Raw genomic sequence first — 26,746 nt, 5'->3', positions numbered from 1 at the left:
TGCGGTTCTGCCTCGTCGCTCGGATGCCATGGCTGCCTGGACTATGCCGACCGCGCGGCGGAACGCCTCGGCGGAGGCGGAGGCGGAGGCGGAGGTGCCGACGCCGTTCGGACGGTGGCTCTCACGGTTGACGCACCTGATGTCCCCGATCGAGTCGGCCATGAGTGCGGGAATCCGGGTGGCATTCCTCCACGTTCGACCAACAGCTTCTCCCCGCCCTTGCTGCGCGCAGGAGGCCTCTCACATGCCGGAGCCAGAGATCGACGCCCTTGTGTTCGACGTGCTCGGCACGCTCGTCGACGAGCCCGCCGGTATCCGCGCCGGAATTCGTGAACTCGACCCGTCGCTCGACGATCTCGGGGTCGAGGAGCTGTTGTCGTTGTGGCGGCGGCACATCGACCGGGAGCAGCACCGCATACTCGATGGCGACCGGCCGTACCTCACCAGCGAGGTCCTCGGCCTCGAGGCCGCCCGGCTCGTCGCAGAAGCCGCCGGAGTCGACGGCCCGACCGCCGTGACGGCGCTGGCGCTGTCGGCGCGCAGGCTCCCGCCGTGGCCGGACACGGTGGCAGGGCTCGCCCGGCTTGCCGAACGATTCCCGCTGATCGGACTCTCCAACGCGAGCCGGACGGCGTTGCTGGGACTCAACGCCCACGCCGGACTGCGCTGGCATCAGGCCCTTTCCGCCGAGGACGTCCGGACCTACAAGCCGGACCCAGCGGTCTACCAGCTGGCCGTCACCGTCTCCGGACGACCGCCGCAACGGCTCTGATGGTCGCCGCCCACGCCTGGGACCTGCGCGGCGCGCGGGGCCTCGGCCTGCGCACCGCATACGTCGCCCGTCCCGTCGGCGACCCACCCACCTCCTCGGGCAGGTTCGATCTGCACGCGGTCGATCTGGCCAATCTGGCCGACCGACTCGACCGCGCCTAGGAGCTGTCCGGTCGACCACGGTCGGTATCGACGTCTCCGAAGTCGATTGCCCGGGTGCGGCGGCCAGGCGACCATCTCGGGATGGATGAAGTTGAAGGTCTGATGCTGGTGCGGGTCGTGGAGACGTGTTCCGCCTACCCGTCCCAGTGGGATGCGTGGACGGCGGAGGGCCAGTACCTGTACCTCCGGTACCGGCACGGCGAGGGCTGTGTCGAGCGGCACCCCGGCCCCGACATCGACACACCGGACTCCTGGAACGACGGTCTCTCGGCAACCCTGATCGAATGGGACGACGGCACGGACGGCGGAGTCATCAGCCTTGAAGCCTTCCTCACGGCCTCCGGCTTGGCCTTGGCTCCAGGCGCGTCAGTGAGCTGACGTAGTAAGGACGAGCCACCTCGCGCCACGAGCTGACGTCCGGGCAGTACGCGGTGGAACGGTTGCTGATCGCGCGCCGAGTTGCCGGCCGAAGCACCCGCCCGGCAGGCGTGGGTGTCCGAGTGTCGGCGTCAATGTTGGCCGCACGTTCGCCGAGAACCGGAAGGTTCGGCGCACTCCAGTTCGGCAGCGACGGCCTCCTGGCGTTCGCGCGCGAAGCGGACCATGGGGTGGTGGGCCTGGCGGGCGTGGGACAGGCGGGCACGGCTCAGTGCGGATGTCGGCCCGGGGCCGGTGGCAGCAGGACCCGTAACCTCGCGCCTCGTCCGGGGCGGGTCGTCAGTTCCGCGCTGCCGTGGCGGGCCGTCACGAGTGCTCGCACGATGGACAGGCCGAGGCCGGCACCGGCTCCGGAGGAGCGGGAGCGGGAGCCGTCGGCGCGGTAGAAGCGTTCGAAGGCGCGCTCGGCCTGTTCCTCGGTCATTCCGGGTCCCTGGTCGGCGACTTCCAGGACGGCGTGACCGCCGGCGATGCCGACGCCGACACGCAGGGGACTCCAGGCGGGGGTGTGGGTGACGGCGGTGCTGTACCAGGTTGGAGACGACCTGTCGCAGAGCGGCCTCGTCGGCCAGGGCCGCGGCCGAGCCCAGGGGGCCGCCGCCGGGGCCGGTGAGGTCGACCGGGCGGGTGGGGTCCAAGGCGCGTACGTCGTGCAGGGCGTCGACGGCGAAGGTGCGCAGGTCGGTCGGGGCGAGCCGCAGGGCCGTGCCGGTGGGGTGGCCGGCCTGCGACTCGTCGAGACGCGCGAGTTTCAGGAGGTCCTCGACCAGGCGGGCCAGCCGCTCCGCCTCCCCGGCGATGCGGGTCATCGTGCGGTCGATGTCGCCGGGCCCGGAGAGGGCGCCCATGCGGTGTACAGGTCGGTGGAGCCTTTGATGCCGACCAGGGGGGTGCGCAGTTCATGGCTGGCGTCGGCGACGAAGCGCCGCATCCCCGCCTCGGAGCGGGAGCGGGCGTCGAAGGCGGTCTCGATCTGGCCGAGCATGTCGTTGATGACGCCGGCCAGTCGGCCGACTTCGGTGCGGGGGTCGGCCAGGTCGGGGACGCGGTGGGACAGAACAAGCCCGGCTTCACCACTGAGCCTTTTCCATCTTGATCACCTGGCGAGTTCGACGGCGACGACGGCCCGGACGATGGAGGTGATCCGAGTGGTGCTGCAGCGGAGTTTCCGCAGGACCCGCCAGCATTTGAGGGTGGCCATGGCGCGTTCGCCGAGGCTGCGGATCTTTGCGTGGTCCCGGTTGTGGCGATGGCGCCAGCCACGCAGGCTCTTGCCCCGGATCGGAACGCGGATGGCCGGCCCGGCGCCCTGGTACGCCTTGCCTGCCCAGCACTTGACGTCGGCGGCGTAGAGAGCGGTGGGAATGCCGTGAGTTCGGGCCGCGGTCAGGTCGTGAGTGGCTCCCGGCAGCGCGTCCGAAGCCCAGATCAGGCGTCCGGCTGGATCTGCGATGACCTGCACGCTCATCCCGTGGTACTTCCTCTACCCCCGAGTAGTACGGGCGGTCGGCGGCAATGCCGTCGATGGGCAGCACGGTGCCGTCCAGGATCACGTACGCCTTCTTCCGTACGGTCTCCATGGCCTGTTCAAGCGTGGGCGAGAAGGCGGCCAGGAGGTCGACCGCCTCGCGTATGTATCGGTGGACCGTCGCGATCCCGACGCGGAAACCGGCGGCCAGGCAGGCGCAGGTGTCTCCGCAGCGCAGGTGGACGAGGGCGAGCCGGGCCTGACGGCCACAGGTCAGGCGGCGCCAGCGGGAGCCGATGCGGCGGCGGTGACCTGCGAGAAGGGCGGAGAGGTCTTGCAGGGTGCGGCTGGACAGATCGATGGCGGATGGGTACGCAAGCACGACGACGCTCCTGGTCAGGCGAGTGATCTTGATGGTGAACTCGCCTGACCAGGAACTGCACACCTTTGCGCGTCCAAGGGCTGCATCTCACCTCACCGCGGCCGGTGCCTGGTTGGATGATGCGCGTACCGATCACTCCTCGTCGGGCCGCCACAGCCAGCGCAGAGCATCCGGCAGCAGGACCCCGCCGTGGTTGGGGCTGTGTCCGCCGTCTCCCAGGACAAGACGGAAGTCGTAGCCCGCTTCAGCGAGAGCGGCTGCCACGCGCAGGTTTTCGGCGAGCCAGTTCCACTGAGGCTCATTCCAGTGCAGGTCGCGGTGGCCACCTTGCATGAAGATGCGCAGCGGCTTGCGGGGGGCGCGGGATATGAGGTGGGGGTAGGGATTGCCGTCCGGTATCTGCGCGAAGCTGGACAGGTATCCGATGACGCGGCGGAACTTGTCCGGTCGCAGCCACGCGGCGGTAAAGGCGCAGTTGCCGCCGCTGCTCCCGCCGCAGATGCCCCACTGTTCGGGCGACTGGGCGATGGCATAGCGCTCTGCGACCTGCGGGATAATCTCGGTGAGGAGGAAGGTGACGTACAGGTCGTCGAAGGCGTCGTACTCGTTGTTGCGGTTCTTGGGGTTCTCCGCGCTGGGTAAGACGCCCGGATCGACGAACACGCCGATGGTGGCAGGGATGTCACCGTGGTGAATGAGGTTGTCCAGGACGATCGCGCCGCGTACCTCCCCTGTGGGGTCCAGGTACCACCATCCGTCCTGGAACACCATCAAGGATGCCGGTTCCGCGGGGTCGTACCGTGCAGGGACGTGTACCCAGAACTTCCGGAAGGTCCCCGGATAGACCTCGCTGTCCCTCCACTCGAACTCGCGTGTCTCGCCAGCGGGCACGCCCGGTTGGAGAGCGGAATCGGGTCCGTGGAGGTAGCGCACGTCGGACTGGTCGATCGGGAGTGGCTGGTAGGGCATCTCCATCGTCACAGGGAGCAACCGTAGGGCGATCAACCCCCTTGGCCGCAAGGCAATTTCGTCCAGACGCTCGACCTCGCGGCTTCAGCGCGAGGTTGGAAAAGGCTCATTGGATGGTTGGACGAGCAGGATTCAGCGAGCCGCCAGGAGTAAGAAGCACTGGAATCACCATCCGACATGTCGACCAGGTTCTACGCTGTTGGTGGATGGTGATTCCAGTGTGCGACAAGAGCGGGCCACCATGCCTCATGAGCGCCAACAAGTTGAACCAAGGCGGGTGATGTCTCACGAACCCTAAGCGCAAAGTCCTGCCACCCCTCATAATTGTCCGTCTCTGGGATGAGCGCCGTTATCATGAGTCCGTAGTCGATGGTGTCAGCGAGCATTCGGGCTAGCGCGAGCACGCGAGCCCTGCCCGGCTCGTCGACCGGCAGCTCGGCCCCTCCGTAGAAGCAAGCGTTCGTCTCAGGGCGTTGAAAGATGAGATCGTCAATGTGATGGAGCCTCTCGATCCCGTTATACATAGCCGAGGCTGCCGCAATGCCGTTGCTGGTTGCAGTTTGATGCGCCAACTCTCGGGTCTGCCAAGCCGACAGCAATAAGGATGCGACCACTCCCACCGACGCGATTACACCGAAGATATCCCCCATGCTCCTCCCAATTTCTCTGTCGCTACGCCAGCGCCGGCCTCGGCGGAACGTCCAACTGATGGTGAGCCACAATCACAGCGACGGACTGGCGGGCGTCGAGGTACCCGGCGTGCATCAGCAACTCTTCCAGCACTGGCCGCAGGATGGCGATGGTCGCTTCATCCTGCTTGCGCGACAGTAGTTGCCCCGCGGCGAAGCCGATGTGGGGACAGTTGGCGTAGCGCCTGGAGGCACGGGCGAAGGAGTCGGAGCCCGGTACGTCGAGTCGCTCCCACACGACTTGCCCCTTGATCGTGCTGATGCTGCCGCTTACTCCGATGCGCCAGTCATGCCGGCGGCGCTTCTCACTCCACCGCTGCCGGTACAGATTGCGGTACGCACTCCCCCGCACCACTGTGTGAAGCCGCTGGATGACGGCCGCCACCTCGGCCAGGGGTAGCGGGTCGGCCACCATGTCCACCACGGCCATGCGCAACCCCCAGCGGAGATCGAGCAGGCCGGAGCCGTGCACGTCCAACTGGTGACGACTGAAGACGCCAAACTCACCATCGTCCTCGACGACGAAGCGCACCTGCTCGTCTCCGGCGTAGTCGACCTCGTAGGGCGACTCCCCGAAGACCTCGCGCGCCACAACTTGGGCGCGGGCCGCCAGGTCGACGGACTCAATCGGTTTCACCGCGCGCGTCGGCGCAACGCACACCCGCACTACGAAGCGGTCGGAGTAGTCGCGCTCCATGCCGCCGCACGGAGCAATGGTGTAGTGGTCGCCCTGTACCGTCCGCTTACCCCAGCGCCAGCCCGACTGAAGCAGCCACCACGCCTTCTCGAAGATGTTGCCCGCCGCGTCAACCTCGCCAAAAGACACCAGACCACCCGCCTATGAGCGCCGACATGTGAAGCCGGTTCGGTAGTCCTGGCGGAGCAGTGATCCTGCCTAACGCGGCGTCGGCAAGGATAGTCGGCGGCACTGACACCTGGGAGCGCGAGACAGTACCCCGCTACGGGCGCGAGTGGCACGGACCACAGAGGTCGATTCACAGTTAGCCAACTCCGAAGAGCGTTTCGAGTTTCTTCTTCGTTTTATGGTGACTGAAGAGTCCGAACAGCAAGACCCCCAGGATGACGCACACATGCACGTACATCCAGAGCTGCGGAACATGCACACCTGCGGCACGGAGAGAAGCGCCTGTGGCGCTGACTACGGCCAGAATACCGGCACCGACTGCGTCCCCCGTAAGGCGCTCGCGGTACTTCGACACATCACCACGAACGCTCGTCTCATAGCTGGAAAGCTTCAGGAGCCTCCGGGCGCGGAGGATTCCAGCAACAGCAAACGCCCCCACGCCTGTCATAGCCGCAAACCAGCCGACGACCAAGGGGCCGGAGTTCGAGAAGTCGACAACGCTTCTTGTCAACACCCCAAACACCATGAACTGAGCGAGCCCGATGGCGAGGGGTATGAGCAAGTCCCACAGACTCGGGATGCCTGCGGGTAGCGCAAACACACCCGTGACTGTCCCGGAATACACAGCCGCGATTGCGAGCAAGCCGCCGACCCACATCAGCCACATCAGCGGAGTAGTCTCCACCTCATCCTTCTTATGGATGGCAAGACCAGCCGCCGCAAACCCCGCCGCGCCCAATGCGATACTTACCAAAGTGCCGTGGAGTTGTGTGTAGTGGTTCGGCATATGGTCGTGAAGACGAGCTTTGAGTTGGTCGCGCGTCAGCCCTGGAGGTGGCGTCACAGAGTGTTCCTCCTTGTCGCCGAACTGGCTAACCGCCAGGGTATGGCTACTACTGGACCCGTCATAGTCCCTGGCGCTCCCGAAACAGAGTGTGTAACCGCTGGCATCTGTATGGATGCCGGCGCCCACACTCTGGGCGCCTCCTGTCGGTACTGACTCCCGCTCACCACGCTTTCCACCATGGCAGCAGACAGCGTGACGGTACGTGCCCTGGACGGCCTACACCTGGCGGGCACCCTCGTTCGTCCCCCCAGAACCGGCGGCTCAGGCGGTACTCCTCGTCCACGGTGGCGGCGTCACCCGGGAAGAGGGTGGCTTCTTCACTCGGCTGGCCAGCGCGCTCGGTGAAGCCGGTATCGTTTCCCTCCGCTTCGACCTACGCGGCCACGGGGACAGCGAGGGTCGCCAAGAAGAGCTCACCCTCTCCAGCATCCTCAATGACATCCGCGCCACCCTCGCCTACTTGCGGGAGGCCACGGCCGCCGAGAAGGTAACGCTGCTCGGTGCCAGCTTCGGGGGTGGCGTGTGCGCCTACTACGCCGCCAAGCGTCCCGCGGACGTTCAGCGACTGGTGCTGTTTAACCCCCAGCTCGACTACAAGAAGCGCACCATCGACAGCCGGGAGTACTGGCATCACGAGAGCATCAGCGAGGAAGCGGCGCGCGAACTGGACGAGAAGGGTGCCATCCAGTTCACCCCGACGTTGCGCCATGGGCGGCCCATCATGAACGAGGTGTTCTGGCTACGCCCTCATGAGGCCCTGGGAGAGGTGCAGGCACCCACCCTCATCGTGCACGGCACCGCTGACACCCTCGTCCCCTTCTCGTCGTCCAGCGAAGCCGTAGCGCGCTGCAACGCACCGTGTGAGTTGGTACCGGTAGAGGACTCACAGCACGGCTTCGCGGTGCACGACGACCCCACATACAAGGACCCCAAGAGCCAGGAGTACTAATAACCTGCGAGGCCGACTACAGGTGGCATTCGCAAAGACAGCCCTCGCTACCCGGGCAAGAAGCTGACACAAACACCTCGGCGACGAGTCCACGTTGCTGGAGTGCGGACAACAATCGAAGGACGCCTTGAATCGAATCCCTATCCTTGACCGTCCCATCGGGCGCCGTCGCCGCTAAAGGGTGTTGCAGAACGTCGATCACGCTCAAATCCAGCCAGCGATGGCGAGATCAGATGACCGAATATGCGATCCTTGCCGCCGTATCGCCGCTCACCATGAGGCAGCGCGCGGAGATCGTTCTAGTCTTGTGCAACGCCCTTTAGGCGTTCGCCCGACTCGCGAAGTGCGCCGACCACCGGCGGTCATCGCCGCTCCCTGCGGCATCGGCCTCGGATCCCTCAGGAGTACTTGCGCAGTTCCGGTCGGAGCCGTTTCCCGCCGTCCGCCCGTCCGCTGGGTCACGGCGCGCGGGCACCGTGGTTGCGGTCACAGCAGGCGGAGCACGCCGACGACCTTGCCGAGGATCCGTGCGTCGTCGCCGGGGATCGGCTGGTACGACGGATTGCGCGGCATGAGCCACACCCGCCCGTCGCCTTCCTGCCGACGCAGGACCTTCACGGTGGCCTCGTCGTCCAGCAGCGCGGCGACGATGTCTCCGTGGTCGGCGCTGTCCTGGCGCTTCACGGTGACGATGTCGCCGTCGCAGATCGCCGCGTCGATCATGGAGTCGCCGGAGACGGTCAGGGCGAAGACTTCGCCGTCGCCGACGATCTGCCGGGGCAGGGCGTAGACGTCCTCGACCATCTCCTCGGCGAGCAGCGGTGCACCGGCCGCGATGGTCCCGACGAGCGGGACCTCGACGGCCGCGTCGCTTCTGCCGCTCAGATCGGGTGCCCATGTGGGCCTGACCTGGTAGGCGCGTGGGGTGTGCGGGTCGCGGTAGATGACGCCCTTGTTCTCCAGCGCCAACAGCTGGTGGGCGACCGAGGAGGTGCTGGCGAGGTGTACGGCCTGGCCGATCTCCCGCATGGACGGCGGGTATCCCTGCCGGGCGACCGCTTCGGCGATGTAGCGGACGATCGCCTCCTGGCGGATCGTCAGCTTTCCGTCCGTGGTCTGCGGGCCTGGGGGCCGGCCCCGGCGCGGGGTCGTGCTGTCGTTCATGCCGGAGCCTCCGTATCTGCGTGTCCGCGTGTCCGCACAAGATCCGCTGGCGCGAGCCTAACCCGCCACTCCCGGTAAATGAAACACTCTTTCGGGTAGAGCGCGGGGCGGGCTGATCACGGCCCTGTGGCTTGGAGCGCTGGGCACGGACCCGTCCAGCGCCTCAGGCGTTGGTCCTTGAGGGGGTGAATGTCGCCCCCGCTGCTCATCTGGCGTGCGCGACGTGCGGAACTGTGTTCACCGGCCGCCGCCGTGTCTACCACGCGTGCCAGAGCTCACCGTGACGGTGACGGACCGGGGGGACGTCTACGTCGTCAAGGTCGTGGCCGGCGTGGTGCAGTCCGCGGATCCGCTGGACTTCGAGTCGGCCCCGGAGCCGGGCACGACGTTCAGCCGTGGCGATCTCCGCGGAGAACGAGCCCGTTCTGCAGGAGAGCACCATCGGCTGCCAGGAAGTGACGCGGCGCAGCGTCTTCGTCGGAGCAGGGCGACGACCTTCGCGGGCGGCCTGGACCAGTTCGGCGTGTGTGTAGCGCAGGTCGTACAGGGACATGGACTCCGACGCACCGTCTCGGACGCGGAGTCGCCAGGGAGTCGTGCGAACCGTCCTGGACATCGAGAACCTCCGTAGGGTCCTCTGGGCTCTCCAGAGGTACCTACGGGGGGGGTGCGAAGTGGTCAGCACAGCTCAGCCCCTCCCCCACTCGTCGGTGCACGATCCAGCAGCAGCACAGTAGTCGCGCAGAGGAGGAGGGCCGAGTCGTTTACCCGCCCCCGTCACCTGTCGTCGTCACGCACCCCTGCTCCTGCGCTCCTGACCGGTGCGGCACAATCGCGGCCAACGGGTGGGCAACGGTGGGAGTGGGAACGTGGGGCTCTTCGGCTCACGAGGTCGACGTGAGGGCATACCGAACGATCCGGCGCTGCTGGCCGCGGCTGCCGAGAATCCGGGTGGCAATGTCGCCGAGATCGACCCGACGTACATCGACGACCCGAACGGCTACGTACCTCCCGAGTCACGGGATGCCACAGGACGACTTCGGCAGACTCACCGACCCCGATCACTGGCTGGGCTGGCTCGGCGACGATCCCGCGGGGGCCGTCCGGAAGGGCATCGAGGAGTCCTTGCGCGCCCAAGTGGCAGACGCGGTGGTCGAGTGGGTCAAGATCCTTGAAGCACCCCGGTTTCTCACGGGTGGGCGTCGACATGCCGAGGACCAGCAAGTCATGTTGGTCACCCGCGCGGCACTCGCCGCGTCGTTCGCGTTGTCCGTGCGCACGGCGCGGCACGGGCGCTCCATCCTCCTGGGGGTGTTCTCCTGGGTGGCGGTGAATCTCTCATCGCCCGAAGTCCGCAAGGATCGCCACTGGTTCGACCTGGGCGCCGGGCTGGACTGGGCCGGTGAACGGCTTGAGGAGCGGATCTACGAGATCGACGGCGCGGAAGACACCGCCGAGCGGTAGAGCGGCGGCCACCGGGCGGAGCCGGCGATGCCCAGCACGGGCGATCGCTGGAAGAGTCCGTGCCGGTGCGCTCACACGCTGGGATCCCCGGCTTGGCGGCTCTTGCTCCAGCAGGCACTGCACGTGCCCGGAACTGTGGCTTCCACCACGGCGCATGTGGTCTTGATCTGCTGTGATCACCGGGTGCTCGGTTTCCTCCTCCGTCTTCTGCCGTTCTGGGTCCGTGAGCCCCTGCTCATCATGCTCGGGTCCGTTCTCGGCGTACGCCTCATATATCTCGCCGTCCGCGATCCCGACTGGGGTGTGGCCGGTTTCGGCGCTGTGTTCCTCGTGTTCACTGCGGTGCGCGTCCACACAGTGGTACGGGCCCTGCGCGCACGTCGTAACCCGAGTCCGGCGCCCTCCTCGGACGCGACCACCGTCGCCGCTGCTCTCCCGGTCCCGGCCACCGGAGCCGTACCGCGTCCCGTGCCGGTCACTCCGGAGAAGGAGCCCAACGCATGGGGCCAGGCCTTCGCGGCCGTGGCCGTGATCGGGGCGCTCGCGGGCGTGCTGTGGGCGGCCCCGCACGTGCTGCCGTCGGACGACACCACACCGCAGGCCGCCTCGTGTCCGGGCGGGGAGAACGAGAAGTTGCCGAAGGCCTACCGGCGGACACCCCGGCCTGTGACCGGTGATGAACTGTGCACGGCGCTCAACCGGCCAGAACTCGCCCAGCTTCTCGGAACGCCTGGAGAGGTCGCGACCTCTGCCTCGGGCTCGAACAACACCGCCGCTCTCACCGATGGGAAGGTCGCCGAACCAGAGGCCCAGGTCGCGTTCGACACGTACACCGTGAACGTCTCGGCCACGTACAACAAGCTCACGACCGACCAGTACGTGAAGCTGATGAAGTACGGGGACGAGAGGGACATCAAGACGCTTTCGGTTCTCGGCCGGCCCGCTGTCCTCTCCTCGGATCACACCATGAAGATCGAGATCAATCTCGGGGGCGGCACATCCGGCGGACCGGTCGAACAGGGTCCCCTGGCCAGGACGTTGTCCGTGGCCCTGGACCGCCATGACCGGGGCGGCTACTGCGAAATCACCGTGTGGAGCACATCCGGAACCCTCCCGAACGACAGCGCCCTCCTCGACATCGCCGAGAAGGTTCTCCCCGGGATCCCCGAACCGCCTGTGCGATGAGACGCCGGGACCGTCTCGGCACGAGGAGCGGCGTGTTGCCGCTGTTCGATCGCCTGGGTGACCCCGCTCCCACCCACACGGGAGCTGACCGGTAGGAAGACGTCCGGACGCCGCCGGGCCATGCCTCCGTACGACAGGGGGTCACCCGGTCGGCCTCTAGGGGCCCAGCGGTGGACCTGTGCGCTCCCAGCGCCTAGCCGAGTGGATTCCAGTCGAACCAGCCTCGGGAAGTGTCGTAGGGGCTCGTGGGTTCGTCGCAGGTCTGGGATGTGGAGATCTGGAGGGCGACGGCATCCGCGCGCGCCGCGTAGCCGTCCGCCAGAACCATCAGGATCAGCACCGAAGTCAACGTGAGCACGGGAAGAACGCGCCCACGGCGGATGCGCGGGATGACCAGTGCTGCCACGGACACCACAAGGCCGGCGAGCAAGAACCACCGGTTCGTGCTGGATTCCCGGTCGAGTCGTTCGGAGAGTTCTCCAAAGTCAGCGCAGAGAATGTACGTCTGCGGTCCGCCGAACAGTGACAGACAGCGCTCCAGTACCGCGGCCAGCACGATGACCATACCCAGCGCCGGCAGCGGACTCGGATCTCTCCTCGCCTCTGCCTCTGTCCTGACCTGCCCCGCAACCCCCATCGCCCCCACCCCTCGACCGCCCGGCGCAATATCCGGCCGAGCGCAGAGATTACCGGCCCGTGGGCCTGCCTTCGTTCACCGACCAGACCAAGTCCATTCGGCCAGGGCAGCAATCGAGATCGTCGCGTCGAGGATGCTGCGGCTGAACCTGGCCTTCGGGGCGCGTGTTCCGCTGTCGGTGCGCGACCGTACGCCGACATTCGCGCCCCGGATCGCGAGCCCCTAGGTGGTCAGCCCCAGCGACTCGCGCGGGAGAACGACGTCGGTGAACGGTGTGGCCGATGGACTCCGGCAACGCCATGCTCATGTGTGCCCCGCCGTCCGGCAGGGTTCGGTATCCCCGCGGGCAAGGGGGAGTCAGTTGATGCCTCGCTCCTTTCCCGCCCAGTACGGCTCGCGCAGTTTGAACTTCTGGATCTTGCCGGTGGCCGTCCGTGGGATCGAATCCCTGAACTCCACGCTTGTCGGCGCCTTGTACCCCGCCATGCGCTCCTTGCAGTGCGCGATGATTTCGGCCTCCGAGACCGACTCTCCCTCCGCGAGGACCACCAATGCCTTGATCGTCTCGCCCCACTTCTCGTCGGGCACGCTGATCACGGCCACTTCGGTCACGGCCGGGTGGCGGAAGATCACGTCCTCCACCTCGATCGACGACACGTTCTCGCCACCGGTGATGATCACGTCCTTCTTCCGGTCCGAGATCGTCAGGTGACCGTCCTGTGCGTCGATCGTGCCGCCGTCGCCGGTGTGGAACCAGCCTTCCTCCAGGGCGACTTCGCTTTCCTCGGGCTTGCCCCAGTAGCCGTCCATGACCGTGTTCGAGCGGGCCAGCACCTCGCCCGTATCGGAGACCCGCAGTTTCACCCCGAGCGCCGGCAGTCCCGCACGTGACAGCTTCCGGGCCCGTTCCTGCGCGGAGAGGTGTTCATCGGCGGGACGCGTGCGGTTGAACGTCAGCAGCGGAGACGTCTCCGTGAGGCCGTAGATCTGGGTGAACTCCCAGCCCAACTCCTCTTCCACCCGCTGGATCAGCCTGCTCGGAGGCGGCGCTCCCGCGCACACGATCCGCACGCGCTGCCGGCCCGGAACCGGCCCCTGCCAGTCCGCTGCCGCGTCCAGGACCGCCTGCCACACCGCAGGCGCCCCGCACATCAGGGAGACCCCGTGCTCGTCGACCCGCCGCAGGATCTCGGCGCCGTCCACCTTGCGCAGCACCACCTGCTTCACGCCGAGACCTGCCATCACGTACGGCATGCCCCAGCCGTTGCAGTGGAACATCGGCAGTGTGTGGAGGTAGACGTCCTGCTCCCACACCCGCGTGTGCAGGCCGAAGGTCAGGCCGTTGACCCAGATGTTGCGGTGGGTCAGCTGCACGCCCTTCGGGCGGGCCGTGGTACCGGACGTGTAGTTGATCGTCGCCGTCGCGTCCTCGTCCGGCGCGGACCAGGGACGCGGCTCGACGCCGAACCGCATCACGTCCGAGTCCGTCTGCTCCCCGAGGACATAGCGGTGCCGCACCTTGATCCCCGACAGCGCACCGTCCAGTTCCGGATCGGTCAGCAGGACCGACGCCCCGCTCTGCTGCACGATGTAGTCGACCTCGTCCGGCTTCAGACGGAAGTTGACCGGAACACAGATCCGCCCGCTCATGGGAAGCGCGAACAACAGTTCAAGTAGACGGGCGGAGTTGTGGCTCGCCACCGCCACCCGCTCGCCCTCCCGTACGCCCAGCGCGTCGAGACCGGCCTGCCAGGCGCGTACACGCTCGGCGAAGGTCCCGTACGTGCCCGTCGGCACGGCCGACGCGGGCTGGCTCGGCTCGTCCACCACGCCCACGCTGTCGCGGAATCCGAGTTCCGCACGCTCCAGGAAGTCCGTGATCGTCATGGGTACACGCATCAGTACCGCCTCTTCGCAGATAGGGGCCGACCCTGCCCGGAGCACCTCCGGCTCCGGCCAGGGGACCTGGCTCGTGCGTCTGGTGTCCGAGCCGCACCGTACCCGCGCCGGAGCCGCGTCGGGGCGGCGGCTCACGCAGGAGGGCGGTCTCGGCCCGCCCGTGCGTCCCGGTGGTCCGATACCGGCGCGCACCGAGCCGAGGCCCGGTCCCGTACCGGCGCCGACCGCACGAGTGGAGGTGATTCAGGCGCGGTCCTCGGGTGCGACGTAGTCGAAGGTCGGGCCTACGGCGAGACCGTCGTCGTCCTGGAGGGCCATGAGGCTCTGGGCCTGTCCCTTGATCGCGTACATCGTGCCCACCGACATACCCAGCATCGCCGGGTTGCCGTTGAAGGCCTGCTCCAGCTGGTGCAGCATCTTGCAGTACGTCTGGTTGAACGCTTCCTGTGCGGTGCGGACCGGGCTGCCCTCGGGGTGGTCCTCCAGCCTAGGGTTGGGACGCAGGGGGCGGACCCCGGCGGGGTCCACGGTCACCGCCTCCCCGGTGGGGCCGGACTGAGGCGTGTCACCGGGCTGGTAGCGCCGGCCCAGCGCGAGTTCCTGGAAACGGTAGTAGTGCGAGACCGCCTTGGTCCTGGGGTGGAACAGGTCGGTGTCACCGTCCCAGACGTCGGCGCGGGCGGCGCCCTCACCCTGCTCGACGATCTCGTCCAGCGCCGCAAGCGCCGAACTCAGATCGGTGACCGGGCCGAGGTGCCCCGCCGTGTGGGCGAACGGGCCGCCGGCCACCTGCCGGGCGGGGTCCCCGCAGAAGACCTGGTCCTCGCCCAGTTCGGCACACAGACGCCGCAGCCCCTTCTCGATCGCGTCGTAGAACTGCCCGATGGTCTCGTAGTCGTCGTCCTCGGCCGGGTCTCCCGGGTGTGCCGGCTGTTCGAGACGGAGGAACATCCCGAGGGCGTCCTGCCCGAACGGCAGAAGGGCCAACTCGATGGACGGGTCGGCGTGCGGCATGGTCCGCGGGTGGGGAGGCAGCAGGTGCGGCGCGTCCAGGCGGGGCTGTCCGCCGACCGCGTTCAGCAGGTTCGCGGCCAGGGCGAGGTGGATCATCTCCTCGACGAAGACACCGCTGAGGAGCTGTGCGGCGTCCGCGTTCCGCTCGGGATCGAGGGAGTACAGGGCCGTCAGATACGGCGGCAGCGTGGCGTGTTCGACTTCGATGGCCCACTGCAGGTGCCTGCGCAGGTCTTCCAGCGTCGCGATGCCGGTCGCCGAGGCGGTGTCGAACGTGTCGGACTGGTCCTGAAGCATGGAGGGGGTCTCGCTTTCCGTGTCGTTGCCGCAAAGGCTGCGCACCTGCGGCGGGTGACAACGGCACACTGACGTCGTCACATGGATGCCGAAGCTGTTCGCCCGCCACCGAAACGGCAGGCACGCGCCTGGACTCTCCTCACTGACAGGGAAGACAAAACATCTGTGACACCAGGCCGGGAATCACCGTGGGGCCGTGCCTCACACGCACGGGTCGATGCATTTCAGATGTGAGATAGTGTTTCGACCTTCGGCCGGCGGGGGCAGTGCCACGCTTTCCGAGATACGGCCCCGGCGGGACAACTTGCCGACCCGCCGCCCCTCCTGGTGCTCACGTTGCCGGGGAGTCATCCATGAAAGGTGTGTCCCATGGCCGAGCTGTTCTACGACGCCGACGCCGACCTGTCCGTCATCCAGGGCCGCAAGGTCGCGGTCATCGGCTACGGCAGCCAGGGCCACGCCCACGCGCTGTCGCTGCGCGACTCCGGTGTCGACGTCCGCGTCGGTCTGCACGAGGGCTCCAAGTCCAAGGCGAAGGCCGAGGAGCAGGGCCTGCGCGTGGTCACCCCGGCGGAGGCCGCCGCCGAGGCCGACGTCATCATGATCCTCGTCCCGGACCCGATCCAGGCCCAGGTCTACGAGGAGTCCATCGCCCCGAACCTGAACGACGGCGACGCGCTGTTCTTCGGCCACGGCCTGAACATCCGCTTCGGCTTCATCAAGCCCCCGGCCGGCGTCGACGTCTGCATGGTCGCCCCCAAGGGCCCGGGCCACCTGGTGCGCCGCCAGTACGAGGAGGGCCGCGGCGTCCCGTGTCTGGTGGCGGTGGAGCAGGACGCGACGGGTGGGGCACTTCAGCTAGCGCTGTCGTACGCGAAGGGGATCGGCGGTACCCGTGCCGGCGTCATCAGGACGACCTTCACCGAGGAGACCGAGACCGATCTGTTCGGCGAGCAGGCCGTCCTCGCCGGAGGTATCACCGCCCTCGTGAAGGCCGGTTTCGAGACCCTGGTGGAGGCCGGCTACCAGCCGGAGATCGCCTACTTCGAGTGCCTGCACGAGCTGAAGCTGATCGTGGACCTCATGTACGAGGGCGGCCTGGAGAAGATGCGCTGGTCGGTCTCCGAGACCGCCGAGTGGGGCGACTACGTCACCGGCCCGCGGATCATCACCGACGCCACCAAGGCCGAGATGAAGCAGATCCTCGCGGAGATCCAGGACGGCACCTTCGCCAACAACTGGATGGCCGAGTACCACGGCGGTCTGAAGAAGTACAACGAGTACAAGACCGCGTACTCCGAGCACCTGCTGGAGACCACCGGCAAGCAGCTGCGCAAGCTGATGAGCTGGGTCGACGAAGAGGCGTAGCCCTCGCTCGGCCGACGGTTCGGGGCGGTTTTCCGCCCCCAGTGCCGCCGGCTCCGGGCACGCTGAGGCCCCCGTCCGATGACAGACCAGCTCGATGAAGAAGGCCGTGTTCATGGTGAATGCGACGGGGGCGGCCGGCACGCCGCACGAGGACCGCGCACAAGGGCGGCGGGCGGAGCGGGACATCGACGGGTTGGCGTCGGTGTTCGCCAATTTCCGTCAGTACCTCATGGGATGGGATGCGCGGAGCCGCCCGGGGTCCGTGGCCGATCAGTTCCGCAGCGGACTCGCCGCCCCGCAGTTCAACGGCGTGGTACGAGTGCGGTCCGCCGCTGCCGTCGGGCAGGCCGTGGCTGCCGCCCGCACGGAACTGGCCGGTCTTCCCTGGTGGTGGTGGGTCGGACCGGACAGCCCCGAAGGCACCGCCGACGCCCTGCAGCGCCACGGAGCGCGCGAGTTCGCCGTCCTCCCGGTGATGGTGCGTTCACTCGGCCACTCGGCCGGACCGGACGACAGGCTCGATACGGCTGGTTCGGACGATGCCCCGGTCGGACTCACTGTGGAGACGGTCGGGGACGGGGAACGGCTGGCGGAGCTGGTCCGGACGTACCGGACGTCCATGGGTATCGCGGCCGGCCTGGAGCCCGAGATGGTGCGCATCGAGTCGCGGCGCGAGGACAACGCGGACATCGTCCGGCTCGCCGCGGTGCTGGACGGCCGGGTGGTCGGGTCGACAGTGGTGATCACTGCCCATGGGGTGGCCGGGATCTTTCTGGTGCACGTGGCCGAAGCACATCGCCGGCGCGGTATCGGTGCGGCCATGACGGTCGCCGCGCTCCGGGTGGGCCGGGAGAGGGGCATGCGCTCCGCCGCGCTCGTCGCCAGCCCCGCGGGTGAGCCCCTCTACCGGCGCTTCGGCTTCACGACGAGGGCCGAGTACCGGTTGTTCGCCTTCCCAGCCTGACAGGCGATCCGTCACCCCGCGTGGTACCGGGCTGTTGCTCATCCGTGGGTGGGGGCTTGTCCGTCGGCCGGTGGAGAGGTCACGGTGTCGTCCGTGCTCCCCTTGAGATAGCGGAGCAGGAATTCGTCGGCGTCCTCGGCGCCGAGCTGCCGCACGGCCTCCTCGACCGCCTGGTGGAGAAGCGGCGTGCCCAGCCGCAGCACGTCGTGGGCGACGGCGGTGAGTTCGATCTCGACGCTCCGACGGTCACGCGGCGAGGTGTGCGTGGTGATCAGACCCCGGTCCTGCAGACGGGTCACAAGGCGGCTGGTGGCGGACTGGCTGAGGCCTATCCCGTTGGCCAGGTCGTTGAGGTAGAGCAGCCCCGTTCCGGCCCGCGCGCTCTCCCGCAAGGTCCGAAGGGCGTAGAACTCGCTCACTCCCAGGCCCAGATGCCGGTGAAGGTGTCGCTCCATCCGGCTCTCGATCCGACGATGGACACGGGTCAACCGGTTCCACTGTGTGATCAACGTGGCATCGTCACTCATGACCGATGGTCTCCCTGGTGAGTGTCCGCGGCGTCCGAATACGTGCTGCCGTTGCGGCATCCCGGCAGGAACGGACGGCCATCCGGCCGGTGAGCCGCCGCCGCTCCTCTGCATCATGTGGACAAGAGTGGGGCCCCCGTTGTGACGGCCAAGTGAGTGTCACAACATCTTGGCGTGGTCGGTCATCACGGTATGAGTCAATCCCTGGAGTCCGGGACCGGCACCGATGAGCCGGTCACCGTGATCAAGAGCTACACCGTGCCGGCGGACGAGGCCGACTACTTCACCGAGGTGTACCAGGAGAACGCCCGGATCATGGCGGCGCAGCCCGGCTTCCTCCGCTCTCGCCTGCACCGTCCCCTGGCCGACGCCCCCGAGACGCGGTTCGTCCACGTCGCCGAGTGGACCTCGGGCACCGCGCTCGACGAAGCCACCGGGAACCCCGAGTGGCACGCCTCGTTGCAGCGCATGTTCGACGACCCGGGCCTTCACATCACCTCGGAACCCGCCGGCTATCGCGTCGTGGTCGAACTCCACCCCTCCTGACAGCAGCGACGACCGCCCGCGGCACGGGCCGGCCACGCCCCGCCCTGCTCACAAGGACATGGGAAAACCACGGTCTTGCGGTCGCCGCGGGCCATCGGAAAAGGAAGGAAGCGGGGACTGTGAGCAATCGGGTCGGCGGTCGGACGGACGGCGGGGCGGTGCCGAGGCCGTTCTTTCGGGTCATGGTCAGGCGTGACCCCGGGGAGGCGCACCGCGCCGCGACACCCCTGGAGCTCCTGTTCGATCTGTGCTTCGTGGTCGCCGTCGCCCAGGCGGGCGACAGGCTGGTCCACGCCGTGGTGCACGGTCACACCGGTCACGGGGTCGCGGGGTACGCCATGATCTTCTTCGCGATCTGGTGGGCCTGGATGAACTTCACCTGGTTCGCCACCGCGTACGACACGGACGACGTGCCCTATCGGATCGCCACACTGGTGCAGATCGCGGGCGTGCTCATCCTGGCGGCCGGCGTGCCGCGGGCCTTCGACCAGGCGGACTACACGGTCGTGGTGGCCGGCTACGTGGTGATGCGGCTGGCCCTGACCACCCAGTGGCTCAGGGCGGCACGCGGTGAGCGGGGCGGCCCCCGCACCACGGCCCTGCGGTACGCGGCCGGCGTCGTCCTCCTGCCGGTCGGCTGGACGGCCTTCGGGTTCCTGCCCCGCGGCGGCGTCCAGACGTGGGTGTTCGTGCTGCTCGCGGCCGCCGAACTGGCCGTACCCGTGGTTGCCGAGCGCAGTGGTCCCACCCCCTGGCATCCGGGGCACATCGCCGAACGCTACGGGCTGTTCACCCTGATCGTCCTGGGCGAGACGGTCGTCGCGGCGACCCTGGCCGTGCAGCGAGCGGTGGACAGGGGGAGTTCCACGGACCTGCTGCCGATCGCGGCCGGTGGCCTGCTGATCGTCTTCGCCGCCTACTGGACCTACTTCATCGTGCCCATCCACGAACATCTGCGGGGCGGGAACAGCGCGTTCCTGTGGGGATACGGCCACTACCTCGTGTTCTGCAGCGCGGCGGCGATCGGCGCCGGCCTCCACGCGGCGGTCGAGCAGGTCACCGGCGAGGCACCCATCGGCGCCCTGACCGGCGCCGCCGCGGTCACCCTTCCCACGGCCGGATTCGTCTTCTTCACCTGGCTCCTGCACGCACGCCATTACAAGCCGTCGCTACGGCAGCAGGTCGTCCTCCCACTGACCGCCGCCGCGATCCTGGCCTGCACGTTCGCGGGCACCTGGGCGGTGCTGTGTGCCGGCGGAGTGGCGGCGGCGAGCGTGGCGGTGTCCTTGGCCATACGTCACCACACGTCCGTGTCGGGCACGGCGGAGGACCAGGTGCGGCCGGTCCCGACGAGCCCGGCCACCCACGAACCTCCTCGCACGGACCAGGAAGTTCCCCGGCGCCCTGAGACCCCGCCGGGGCGTTGAGGGAGACGAGGGCCGGCGCTCCAGCCGGCTTCTGTCCGGACGGGCAGCGTCATGCCGGGACCCGCACGGCCGCCGGCCCGAGAGGCGCTCGACGGGACGGCGGTGGCAGGCGGTGGACTCCCCCTTCGGGGACGAGGAGCCGCACGAGGCCTTCCAGGTCTCCGGTGCTGGCGGCGGTCCGGAACGCGGTGACGAGGCGCCGGTGCGACGCGGCGGGAACCGGCCGCTCACGGTCGCAATCGAGGCGTGCCTGCGCGCGGTGGACCACCACCCGTGCGTGCGGGGCGTTGATCCGCAGCAGCTCCGCGAGATCGGCATAGGTGAAGTCGAAACCCTTCCGGAGCACGTAGGCGGCCAGTCGATCCGGTGTCAGCCTCGCCATGAGCAGGGCCAGGGCCGCCTCGACCGCCGCCGTCTGCTCGGCGTTCAGCAACGGATCCTGGGTGGACCGGTCGCCGAGGTCGGCCGCCTGCGGGTCGGCGGGGGTCTCGTGGCGGTGCCGTCCCGACTGGATGACGTTGATCGCCAGGCGGGTGGTGGCGGTGGTGAGGAACGCGGCCGGATTCTCGATCGACGCGCGGTGGGTGAGCTGCCAGCGCAGCCACACCTCCTGAACCACGTCCTCGGCTCCGGAGGCGTCGCCGAGAATGCGGTAGGCGATGCGGAACAGTCGTGTCCGCTGGGCCAGGAAGACGTCGAGGGCGAGGTCCAGGTCGTCCTCGTCCGGCCGGGCGGTCGAGGGCTCGGCCGGTGTCGTGGTCTCCGGACTGGGGGCGGACATCGGGGACTCCTCTTCGTGGACGGGCACCCCTCAAGGGCGTTGGTTCCACCCTCCGTCCGAGTCACCGCCCACCGCGCCCTTGATCCCCGTGGTCGAGTCCGTAGGCCCCCCGTGGTCGAGTCCGTGGCCCCCCCGGGGGGGCCGTGGGGACCCCGGGGGGGCCGTGGGGATCCCGGGGGGGGCCGTGGGGACCCCGGGGAGGCCGTGGTCCCGCGTCGGTCCTCAGCCGGCTCGTGCCGTGGGCTCGTCCCTGGTGTGCGTGGCCGGGGTGCTCGCGAGGGCACCCGGCAGCGCGCGACGGGAGTTGATGCCGAGCTTGGTGTACACCTTCCGCAGGTGCCACTCCACGGTGTGCGGGCTGATGAACAGCTCCGCGCCGATCCTCGCGTTCGTCATGCCGTCGGCGGCGAGCGTCGCGACCTGCGACTCCTGAGGGGTGAGGGCGCTCGTCGGCTGGTCCTCCCGTGCCCTGACGTGCTCTCCGGTGGCGAGCAGTTCGCGGCGGGCCCGTTCGGCGAACGCGTGCGCCCGCATTCCGTCGAACATCTCGTGAGCCGTACGAAGGTGATCCCGGGCCAGGGATCGGCGGTTGCCGCGGCGCAGCCACTCGCCGTACAGCAGGTGGGTGCGTGCCACCTCCACGGTCACGGTGCCGCGGCCGAACTCCTGGATCGCCGTCCGGTAGAGACGATCGGCCTCGTCGCCGTCGGCGAGGAGGGCCCGGCTGCGGGCGCCGGCGCCACGGGCCCAGCCGGAATCGGCGGCCCGGGTGAGTTCGACCAGCCGGGCCAGCGACGCCCGGGCCTCGGCGAGTTCACCGCACCGGGTGGCGGCCTCGACGTGTTCGACCAGCGACAGGCCGGTGAAGTTGAACCCGTCGTGCTCGATGCCGGTGCGGGCGGCCGCCAGGGCATCCTCGTAACGTGCCAGGCCGTTGAACAGCACCCCTTGGATGTAGCCCATGGCGCCCAGCAGGGACACCTCGCCCCGTTCGTCGGCCTGTTGCCTGGCCTCCTCGATGATTCCGGAGGCGACGTCCGCCTCGCCCCGCCACGCGGCCAGGACGAGCGTCGCGTACTTGTGCGGGGCGTGGCCGGTCGCGGCCGCGAGCGCGTCGGCCTCGTCGATCATCCGGGCCGCCTCGGCGAAGTCACCGCGGTGGATGTGCACCCCGCCGGCGTAGATGAGGGCAGGTGGCAGCGCGCCCAGCGCCCCGATGTCACGGGCCAGGCGCACCGCGCGACTCGACAGCGTGTCCCACGCGTGCAGGTCCCAGCCGTAGTGGATGAACGCCTCCAGCGCGACCGGGACCAGCAGAAGCCAGCGCATGGTCGCCTCACGGGTGCCGAGTTCCTCGTGTGCGAGGGGTTCCAGCGCACCACGCAGGGCCGGGACGCCGGTCTCGTAGCCGTCCGCGAGGAGCGCGGCCACACCGTCCAGGAGCAGGTCGGCGGCCTGGGAGCAGGAGGGGGGTGCGCCGGAGCCGCGGGCCGCGATCGCGGCGGCCCGGGCACCTGTCGGACCGTGCACCCGGCCCGCGAAGACGGTCGCGCCGATCGCCTCCAGGTACGTCTCCCGCGCCAGTGGCGACCCGGCGGCGGCGAACTGCGCGGCGGCGTCGAGGAAGAGAGGTGCCGCCTCGTCACTGCGGCTGCGGGCGAAGAGGATCCTGGCCCGCAGCCGCGCCAGCCGGGCGCGGTCCAGGTCGCTCAGGGGACAGAGTTCGGCCACCGTCGCCAGCTCGGTGGCCCGGTCGGGTGCGGCAGCCGAGAAGTGTGCCTCGGCGGCGGCGAGGGCCCGGCGCCCGCGCGGCCACCGGTCCGGCGTCGCCTCGACCGCGCGTTCGAGCAGGACCGCTTCGGCCGCGATGCCGCCGCGCTGCCGCGCACGGTCGGCGGCCCGCTCCAGTCCTGCGGCGACCTCCTCGTCCGGCCCTTCGGCGGCCTGGGCGGCGTGCCAGGCACGCCGGTCGGGGTCCAGCACCGGGTCCGTGGCCTCGGCCAGCGCCCGGTGTACCGCTCGGCGCTCCTCGGGCTCGGCCCGGTGGTACACCGCCGAACGGACCAGCGGATGCCGAAACCGAACGGACTCGCCGAACTCGATGAGGCCGGCCGCCTTGGCCGGTGCGGCATAGGGAGTGATCTTGAGCGCGGCGGCCGCGCGGACCAGCAGGCGCGCGTCACCGACGGGTTCCGCAGCGGCGATCAGCAGCAGGGTGCGGGTGGCCGCCGGCAGCGACCCGAGCCGGTTGGCGAAGTCCCGTTCGACCCGGCGGGCGACCGGCCCCTGGATGCCCGGGTGACTCGACGAGTCCAGGCCGTAGGCGAGTTCGGCCGCGCTGCGACCGCGGGAGAACTCGAGCAGTGCGAGGGGGTTGCCGTGCATCTCGGCCACGAACCGGTCACGGACCCGCTTCTCCAGCTTCCCGCCGACGGCGCCCTCGAGGAGTTCTCCTGCCGCGGCCGTGTCGAGACCGCCGATCGTCAGCGCGGGAAGACCCGTGAGTGCGGCCTGCCCCTCGGGGTCGCGCACCGCGAACGTCATGGCGACCGCTTCGGCGAGCAGTCGCCGGGCCACGAACTCCAAGGTCTGCAAGGACACCTGGTCCAGCCACTGGGCGTCGTCGACCAGAACGAGCACCGGCCGGGTCTCCGAGGCCCGGGTGAGCAGAGTGAGCACGGCGAGGCCGACCAGGAAGCGGTCGGGCGGGTCTCCGGCCGCCATCCCGAACGCCACGCGGAGGGCATCGCGCTGGGGTTCCGGCAGTTCGCCGAGTTCGTCCAGGAACGGCGCACACAGTTGGTGCAGGCTCGCGTAGGGCAGTTCCATGTCGGCCTCGATGCCGTGTGCCCACGTCACCTTCACCCCCGACGCCCGCGCGGCCACGTACTCCAGCAGCACCGACTTCCCGATGCCTGCCTCCCCGCGGAGCACCAGGACTCGGGACCCGCCTTCGCGCAGGCCGACCAGCAGGTCGTCGAGCGCCGCGCACTCGCGGTGTCGGCCGACCAGGTCCGGAAGCGGGCTGGCGATCATGGGAAGTGGCTCCTTCGGGGAATCCGGCGGACGGGAAGCTTCCACAACGGTTGACGCAACGATCCTTGCCACGATACCCGCGGCAGTGCCCACACGTTGTGTCGGAACGTTGTGACGGACTCCACGTCAGAAAATGCTCCGAGGCTGTCACATCTGGGCCTGCTGCTCGGTCGACCACTGCCCATGCCCTTGCCCGTCCGCCGTCACAGGAGGTCCCATGTCTTCGCTCGGACACCAGCTCGCCACGTCCGTCCTCGTGGTCGGGGCCGGTGGGGAGGGCCTTCGAGCGGCCGTCGAAGTCGCCGAGGCCGGTGTCGCGGTCCTCGCGATGGTCAGGCGCACGGCAGACGACGCCCGCGCGGGCCGGACGCCGGCCGACCCACGCACCGCGCAGGTGGTGGCCCACGAGGCGGGGCGCGAGTTCCACGATGTGGGGCGTTACGGCACGTGTCTCGGCCGACAGGGTCCCGGCCGGGCCGCCGGGCGCCCGTTCGGCGATCTCACGTATCAACGCGCCGCGTTCGCCGGTGAGTTCGCCGGCCCGGAGGTACGGCGAGCGCTCCGTGAACGCGCGAGGCAGCTCGGCGTTCCCGTCCTGCCGAGCGTGTACGTCACCCGGCTGCTGGTCGAGGACGGGACGGTGTTCGGTGCGTACGGGTTCGATCTCGTCGACGGCTCCCGCTACCTGGTGCACGCCGACGCCGTGGTCCTCGCGACCGGAGGGCACACGCGCATCTGGCGGCGGACGTCCTCGCGACGCCATGAGAACACCGGCGACGCCTTCCGCCTCGCGGTCGAGGCCGGTGCCCGGTTGCGGGATCCCGAACTGGTGCAGTTCCACCCCTTCGGACTCATCGAGCCGGAGAACGTGGCCGGCGTGCTCGTCAGTGAGGCGGCACGCGGCGAGGGCGGGGTCCTGCTCAACAACCTCGGTGAGCGGTTCATGGCGCGCTACGACGCCGACCGGATGGAGCTCGGCAGCCGGCGCGGGGTCGCGCTGGCCTCGTACACGGAGATCAAGGAGGGCCGCGGCACCCGGGCGGGCGGGGTGTGGCTCGATCTGTCCCATCTGCCGCGTGAGACCATCCTGACGCGGCTGCCACACGTGCACCAGAGCCTGCTGGACCTGCAGATGCTCGACATCACCCACGACCCGATCGAGGTCGCGCCGACCGCCCAGTACTCCCTGGGCGGTGTCCGGGTCCGGCCCGAGGACCACGGCACCGATGTCAACGGGCTCTATGTGATCGGGCAGGCGGCCAGTGGTCTGCACGGCGCGACCCGGTCGGAGGAGAACTCCCTGATCGAACTGCTCGTCTACGGCCGGATCGCCGGCCGGGCCGCGGCGGAGTACTCGGCCCGGCTCACCGCCCAGCATCGGTCGCCCGCGGTGGTTCGCGCCGCGGAGACGGACGTCGACCGCCTGCTGGCCGCCGACGGCGACCAGAACGTCCGCGCGCTGCTGCGGTCGGTGCGCCACCTGATGACCGAGCGCGCCGGTGTCGTGCGGGACGAGACCGGGCTCGCCGCCGGACTCGACGGACTCGACGAGATCGAGGACCGTATGCGGCACGTGGGCGTGCACATCGACATCGGCGGCTTCCAGGACCTCGCGTACGCCTATGACCTCAGGTCCACCGTGCTCGCCGCGCGCGCCACTCTTGAGTGCGCGTTGGAGCGGCGGGAGACACGGGGCTGGCACCACCGGTCCGACTACCCCGATGCCGACCCTGATCTGCAGGTCAACCTCGTGTGGTCGCCGGCAACCGGGGTGCGCCGGGAGCCCGTGCCGCCCATCCCCGCCGACATCGCCGAGTTGATGCGTGACGTCTCGGCCGACGTCAGGTCGCTCGAATGATGCGGCGGGCCTTCTCGACGAGTTCCCGAGGCAGGTCCGGCCCCGCACAGGCGTAGTCGATCAGCAGATTCCGGTAGGGGGTACTGCCGAGTTCCGGCGCCAGGTCGATCAGGGCGTTCAGGTCGCCGGACGAGCCGGAAAGGCGCGTGCGGTAGGCGGCGGCCGCCACGCGCAGGGAGATTTCCTGTGGGGCATGTTCCAGGCCCTGTTGGACGAGGTGCGCGGCTGCGGCGAAGTCGCCCTGCTCGGCACGCACGTCCGCCAGGTCCAGGTACAGGGACCAGTTGGCGGGGTCCAGGGTCAGGGCGCGTTCGAAGGCCGCCGCGGCCTGGTCCAGGTCGCCCAGCGCGCGCCAGGTGCCGGCGCGTGCGACTGCGGTCCACATGACCTGAGCCACGGCGTCGGCGCGGTCGCACAGCGCGAAGGCCAGCTCGTACCGCCCGCAGTGCCGGGGCAGCCGGGCCATCGAGGCCAGTGACTCCGGGACGGGACTCCGTTCGGACACCACGTCGAGGGCGTGGAACCAGGGCGCGAACCGCTCACGCATCTCGTCGGTGTTCAGGTCGTGGTCGTAGTCCAGCGTCCGCAGACACGCCTCGGCCAGAGCCTCGGCGCTCACCGCGCCGAGAAAGCGCGCATCGCCGAACCAGGGTGCAGCGCCCCATGCCACGTCGGGCCGGACGCCCGTGACCGAACCGAGGGCCATCGCGGCGTCGTCCATGTCCCCTTCGAGGAAGAAGAAGTAGGCCTGCGCCGGCACCGCGCTCAAGGAGCCGTCCTGTTCGAGGCCCGACTTCAGTTCCGGGCGTCGGCTCTGCCACAACTCGGCCAGGGCCGCGTAGGGCTCCGTCGCCGCCGGTGCCGAGGCCATGGCCCCCACCAGAAACCTCACGGCGGCTACCGGGTTTCCACCGCAGTGCGCCATCACACCGGCGAGACCGACTCCCGCCACCACCGACCGATTCGACATCGCCAGAGGATAACCGTGGCCAAGGGTTCAGTGCGCTTCGGTCTGAACGGCGGTACTCCCGGCCTGGGG

At 69.0% G+C, this 26,746-nt stretch carries 21 protein-coding genes and 3 pseudogenes; 10 read left to right on the top strand and 14 right to left on the bottom strand.

The window, feature by feature from the left end:
- Window positions 1-244: 244 nt before the first annotated feature.
- Both ACIPSJ_RS25380 and ACIPSJ_RS25375 read left to right on the top strand, forming a co-directional pair.
- Window positions 245-933, top strand: a pseudogene (locus ACIPSJ_RS25380) (haloacid dehalogenase type II).
- An 81-nt stretch (window positions 934-1,014) separates the two neighbouring features.
- Window positions 1,015-1,311 (top strand): hypothetical protein, encoded by a 297-nt coding sequence (locus ACIPSJ_RS25375; RefSeq protein WP_359219844.1) that lies wholly within the window; start codon window positions 1,015-1,017, stop codon window positions 1,309-1,311.
- Window positions 1,312-1,579: 268 nt separating this feature from the next.
- On the opposite strand, the pseudogene ACIPSJ_RS25370 reads toward ACIPSJ_RS25375, so the two are convergent.
- From ACIPSJ_RS25370 to ACIPSJ_RS25345, 6 genes and pseudogenes are all read right to left on the bottom strand, one after another.
- Window positions 1,580-1,879: pseudogene (locus tag ACIPSJ_RS25370) on the bottom strand (ATP-binding protein); the annotation flags it as partial.
- A 297-nt stretch (window positions 1,880-2,176) separates the two neighbouring features.
- Window positions 2,177-2,356 (bottom strand): histidine kinase dimerization/phospho-acceptor domain-containing protein, encoded by a 180-nt coding sequence (locus tag ACIPSJ_RS25365; protein WP_401349167.1) that lies wholly within the window; start codon window positions 2,354-2,356, stop codon window positions 2,177-2,179.
- A 111-nt stretch (window positions 2,357-2,467) separates the two neighbouring features.
- Window positions 2,468-3,221, bottom strand: a pseudogene (locus ACIPSJ_RS25360) (transposase family protein).
- Between the two features lie 132 nt (window positions 3,222-3,353).
- Window positions 3,354-4,196, bottom strand: coding sequence for an alpha/beta hydrolase (locus ACIPSJ_RS25355; RefSeq protein WP_401350090.1), 843 nt, complete (start codon window positions 4,194-4,196; stop codon window positions 3,354-3,356).
- A 666-nt stretch (window positions 4,197-4,862) separates the two neighbouring features.
- Window positions 4,863-5,705 carry a hypothetical protein gene (locus ACIPSJ_RS25350; RefSeq protein WP_401349165.1) on the bottom strand — a complete coding sequence of 281 codons (843 nt, stop codon included), beginning with the start codon at window positions 5,703-5,705 and terminating at the stop codon, window positions 4,863-4,865.
- Window positions 5,706-5,880: 175 nt separating this feature from the next.
- Window positions 5,881-6,717, bottom strand: a complete 837-nt coding sequence (locus ACIPSJ_RS25345; RefSeq protein WP_401349162.1) for a hypothetical protein — start codon at window positions 6,715-6,717, stop codon at window positions 5,881-5,883.
- 76 nt (window positions 6,718-6,793) lie between these two features.
- Between ACIPSJ_RS25345 and ACIPSJ_RS25340 the strand changes: the two genes are divergently transcribed.
- Window positions 6,794-7,540, top strand: coding sequence for an alpha/beta hydrolase (locus ACIPSJ_RS25340; RefSeq protein ID WP_401349159.1), 747 nt, complete (start codon window positions 6,794-6,796; stop codon window positions 7,538-7,540).
- A gap of 486 nt (window positions 7,541-8,026) precedes the next feature.
- Here ACIPSJ_RS25340 and lexA read toward each other — a convergent pair whose 3' ends face one another.
- Window positions 8,027-8,704: a transcriptional repressor LexA gene (gene lexA, locus ACIPSJ_RS25335; protein ID WP_401349156.1), complete on the bottom strand. Its 678-nt coding sequence runs from the start codon at window positions 8,702-8,704 to the stop codon at window positions 8,027-8,029.
- A 1,023-nt stretch (window positions 8,705-9,727) separates the two neighbouring features.
- Here lexA and ACIPSJ_RS25330 point away from each other — a divergent pair.
- Window positions 9,728-10,168: a hypothetical protein gene (locus ACIPSJ_RS25330; protein ID WP_401349153.1), complete on the top strand. Its 441-nt coding sequence runs from the start codon at window positions 9,728-9,730 to the stop codon at window positions 10,166-10,168.
- A 183-nt stretch (window positions 10,169-10,351) separates the two neighbouring features.
- Window positions 10,352-11,353 (top strand): DUF6215 domain-containing protein, encoded by a 1,002-nt coding sequence (locus ACIPSJ_RS25325; protein WP_401349150.1) that lies wholly within the window; start codon window positions 10,352-10,354, stop codon window positions 11,351-11,353.
- A 193-nt stretch (window positions 11,354-11,546) separates the two neighbouring features.
- On the opposite strand, the gene ACIPSJ_RS25320 is transcribed toward ACIPSJ_RS25325, so the two are convergent.
- From ACIPSJ_RS25320 to ACIPSJ_RS25310, 3 genes are all read right to left on the bottom strand, one after another.
- The gene (locus tag ACIPSJ_RS25320; protein ID WP_401349147.1) at window positions 11,547-11,918 is read right to left on the bottom strand and encodes a hypothetical protein; all 372 of its coding nucleotides are present in this window, start codon (window positions 11,916-11,918) and stop codon (window positions 11,547-11,549) included.
- Between the two features lie 429 nt (window positions 11,919-12,347).
- Complete coding sequence (locus ACIPSJ_RS25315; RefSeq protein ID WP_401349144.1) at window positions 12,348-13,889, bottom strand: AMP-binding protein; 1,542 nt, start codon at window positions 13,887-13,889, stop codon at window positions 12,348-12,350.
- 243 nt (window positions 13,890-14,132) lie between these two features.
- Window positions 14,133-15,200, bottom strand: coding sequence for a ferritin-like protein (locus ACIPSJ_RS25310; RefSeq protein ID WP_359227237.1), 1,068 nt, complete (start codon window positions 15,198-15,200; stop codon window positions 14,133-14,135).
- A gap of 369 nt (window positions 15,201-15,569) precedes the next feature.
- Between ACIPSJ_RS25310 and ilvC the strand changes: the two genes are divergently transcribed.
- Both ilvC and ACIPSJ_RS25300 read left to right on the top strand, forming a co-directional pair.
- Complete coding sequence (ilvC, locus tag ACIPSJ_RS25305; protein ID WP_401349140.1) at window positions 15,570-16,568, top strand: ketol-acid reductoisomerase; 999 nt, start codon at window positions 15,570-15,572, stop codon at window positions 16,566-16,568.
- Window positions 16,569-16,680: 112 nt separating this feature from the next.
- Window positions 16,681-17,532, top strand: coding sequence for a GNAT family N-acetyltransferase (locus ACIPSJ_RS25300; protein WP_401349137.1), 852 nt, complete (start codon window positions 16,681-16,683; stop codon window positions 17,530-17,532).
- A gap of 38 nt (window positions 17,533-17,570) precedes the next feature.
- On the opposite strand, the gene ACIPSJ_RS25295 is transcribed toward ACIPSJ_RS25300, so the two are convergent.
- Window positions 17,571-17,987, bottom strand: a complete 417-nt coding sequence (locus tag ACIPSJ_RS25295; RefSeq protein WP_401349134.1) for a MarR family winged helix-turn-helix transcriptional regulator — start codon at window positions 17,985-17,987, stop codon at window positions 17,571-17,573.
- Between the two features lie 264 nt (window positions 17,988-18,251).
- Here ACIPSJ_RS25295 and ACIPSJ_RS25290 point away from each other — a divergent pair, with 264 nt between their 5' ends.
- Together ACIPSJ_RS25290 and ACIPSJ_RS25285 are read left to right on the top strand one after the other, a co-directional pair.
- Window positions 18,252-18,605, top strand: coding sequence for an antibiotic biosynthesis monooxygenase family protein (locus ACIPSJ_RS25290; protein WP_359221297.1), 354 nt, complete (start codon window positions 18,252-18,254; stop codon window positions 18,603-18,605).
- A gap of 182 nt (window positions 18,606-18,787) precedes the next feature.
- Window positions 18,788-20,032, top strand: coding sequence for a low temperature requirement protein A (locus tag ACIPSJ_RS25285; RefSeq protein ID WP_401349130.1), 1,245 nt, complete (start codon window positions 18,788-18,790; stop codon window positions 20,030-20,032).
- 49 nt (window positions 20,033-20,081) lie between these two features.
- Here ACIPSJ_RS25285 and ACIPSJ_RS25280 read toward each other — a convergent pair whose 3' ends face one another.
- Window positions 20,082-20,813: a sigma factor gene (locus ACIPSJ_RS25280; RefSeq protein ID WP_401349128.1), complete on the bottom strand. Its 732-nt coding sequence runs from the start codon at window positions 20,811-20,813 to the stop codon at window positions 20,082-20,084.
- A 222-nt stretch (window positions 20,814-21,035) separates the two neighbouring features.
- Window positions 21,036-23,849, bottom strand: a complete 2,814-nt coding sequence (locus ACIPSJ_RS25275; protein WP_401349125.1) for an AAA family ATPase — start codon at window positions 23,847-23,849, stop codon at window positions 21,036-21,038.
- A gap of 217 nt (window positions 23,850-24,066) precedes the next feature.
- On the opposite strand from ACIPSJ_RS25275, the gene ACIPSJ_RS25270 reads away from it, so the two are divergent.
- Entirely contained in the window at window positions 24,067-25,707 is a 1,641-nt protein-coding gene (locus ACIPSJ_RS25270; RefSeq protein WP_401349122.1) for an FAD-binding protein, read from the top strand.
- On the opposite strand, the gene ACIPSJ_RS25265 is transcribed toward ACIPSJ_RS25270, so the two are convergent.
- A complete protein-coding gene (locus ACIPSJ_RS25265; RefSeq protein ID WP_401349119.1) occupies window positions 25,691-26,677 on the bottom strand; it encodes a tetratricopeptide repeat protein in 987 nt (328 codons plus the stop codon). The two genes, ACIPSJ_RS25270 and ACIPSJ_RS25265, sit on opposite strands and share 17 nt — an antisense overlap.
- Between the last annotated feature and the right edge of the window lie 69 nt (window positions 26,678-26,746).

Origin of the sequence: Streptomyces sp. NPDC090088 (assembly GCF_044747345.1) — a bacterium.
Taxonomy (GTDB): Bacteria; Actinomycetota; Actinomycetes; order Streptomycetales; family Streptomycetaceae; genus Streptomyces.
The sequence above is the reverse complement of the archived record's forward strand: the minus strand, read 5'-3'. Positions and strand labels throughout refer to the sequence as shown.

Bases quoted from the DNA above. Each gene is read 5' to 3' on its own strand.
- ACIPSJ_RS25375 (WP_359219844.1), top strand. From the start codon at position 1,015: ATGGATGAAGTTGAAGGTCTGATGCTGGTGCGGGTCGTGGAGACGTGT.
- ACIPSJ_RS25365 (WP_401349167.1), bottom strand. From the start codon at position 2,356: ATGCTCGGCCAGATCGAGACCGCCTTCGACGCCCGCTCCCGCTCCGAG.
- ACIPSJ_RS25355 (WP_401350090.1), bottom strand. From the start codon at position 4,196: ATGGAGATGCCCTACCAGCCACTCCCGATCGACCAGTCCGACGTGCGC.
- lexA (WP_401349156.1), bottom strand. From the start codon at position 8,704: ATGAACGACAGCACGACCCCGCGCCGGGGCCGGCCCCCAGGCCCGCAG.
- ACIPSJ_RS25330 (WP_401349153.1), top strand. From the start codon at position 9,728: ATGCCACAGGACGACTTCGGCAGACTCACCGACCCCGATCACTGGCTG.
- ACIPSJ_RS25320 (WP_401349147.1), bottom strand. From the start codon at position 11,918: ATGGTCATCGTGCTGGCCGCGGTACTGGAGCGCTGTCTGTCACTGTTC.
- ACIPSJ_RS25315 (WP_401349144.1), bottom strand. From the start codon at position 13,889: ATGCGTGTACCCATGACGATCACGGACTTCCTGGAGCGTGCGGAACTC.
- ACIPSJ_RS25310 (WP_359227237.1), bottom strand. From the start codon at position 15,200: ATGCTTCAGGACCAGTCCGACACGTTCGACACCGCCTCGGCGACCGGC.
- ilvC (WP_401349140.1), top strand. From the start codon at position 15,570: ATGGCCGAGCTGTTCTACGACGCCGACGCCGACCTGTCCGTCATCCAG.
- ACIPSJ_RS25300 (WP_401349137.1), top strand. From the start codon at position 16,681: ATGGTGAATGCGACGGGGGCGGCCGGCACGCCGCACGAGGACCGCGCA.
- ACIPSJ_RS25295 (WP_401349134.1), bottom strand. From the start codon at position 17,987: ATGGAGCGACACCTTCACCGGCATCTGGGCCTGGGAGTGAGCGAGTTC.
- ACIPSJ_RS25290 (WP_359221297.1), top strand. From the start codon at position 18,252: ATGAGTCAATCCCTGGAGTCCGGGACCGGCACCGATGAGCCGGTCACC.
- ACIPSJ_RS25285 (WP_401349130.1), top strand. From the start codon at position 18,788: ATGGTCAGGCGTGACCCCGGGGAGGCGCACCGCGCCGCGACACCCCTG.
- ACIPSJ_RS25280 (WP_401349128.1), bottom strand. From the start codon at position 20,813: ATGTCCGCCCCCAGTCCGGAGACCACGACACCGGCCGAGCCCTCGACC.
- ACIPSJ_RS25275 (WP_401349125.1), bottom strand. From the start codon at position 23,849: ATGATCGCCAGCCCGCTTCCGGACCTGGTCGGCCGACACCGCGAGTGC.
- ACIPSJ_RS25270 (WP_401349122.1), top strand. From the start codon at position 24,067: ATGTCTTCGCTCGGACACCAGCTCGCCACGTCCGTCCTCGTGGTCGGG.
- ACIPSJ_RS25265 (WP_401349119.1), bottom strand. From the start codon at position 26,677: ATGTCGAATCGGTCGGTGGTGGCGGGAGTCGGTCTCGCCGGTGTGATG.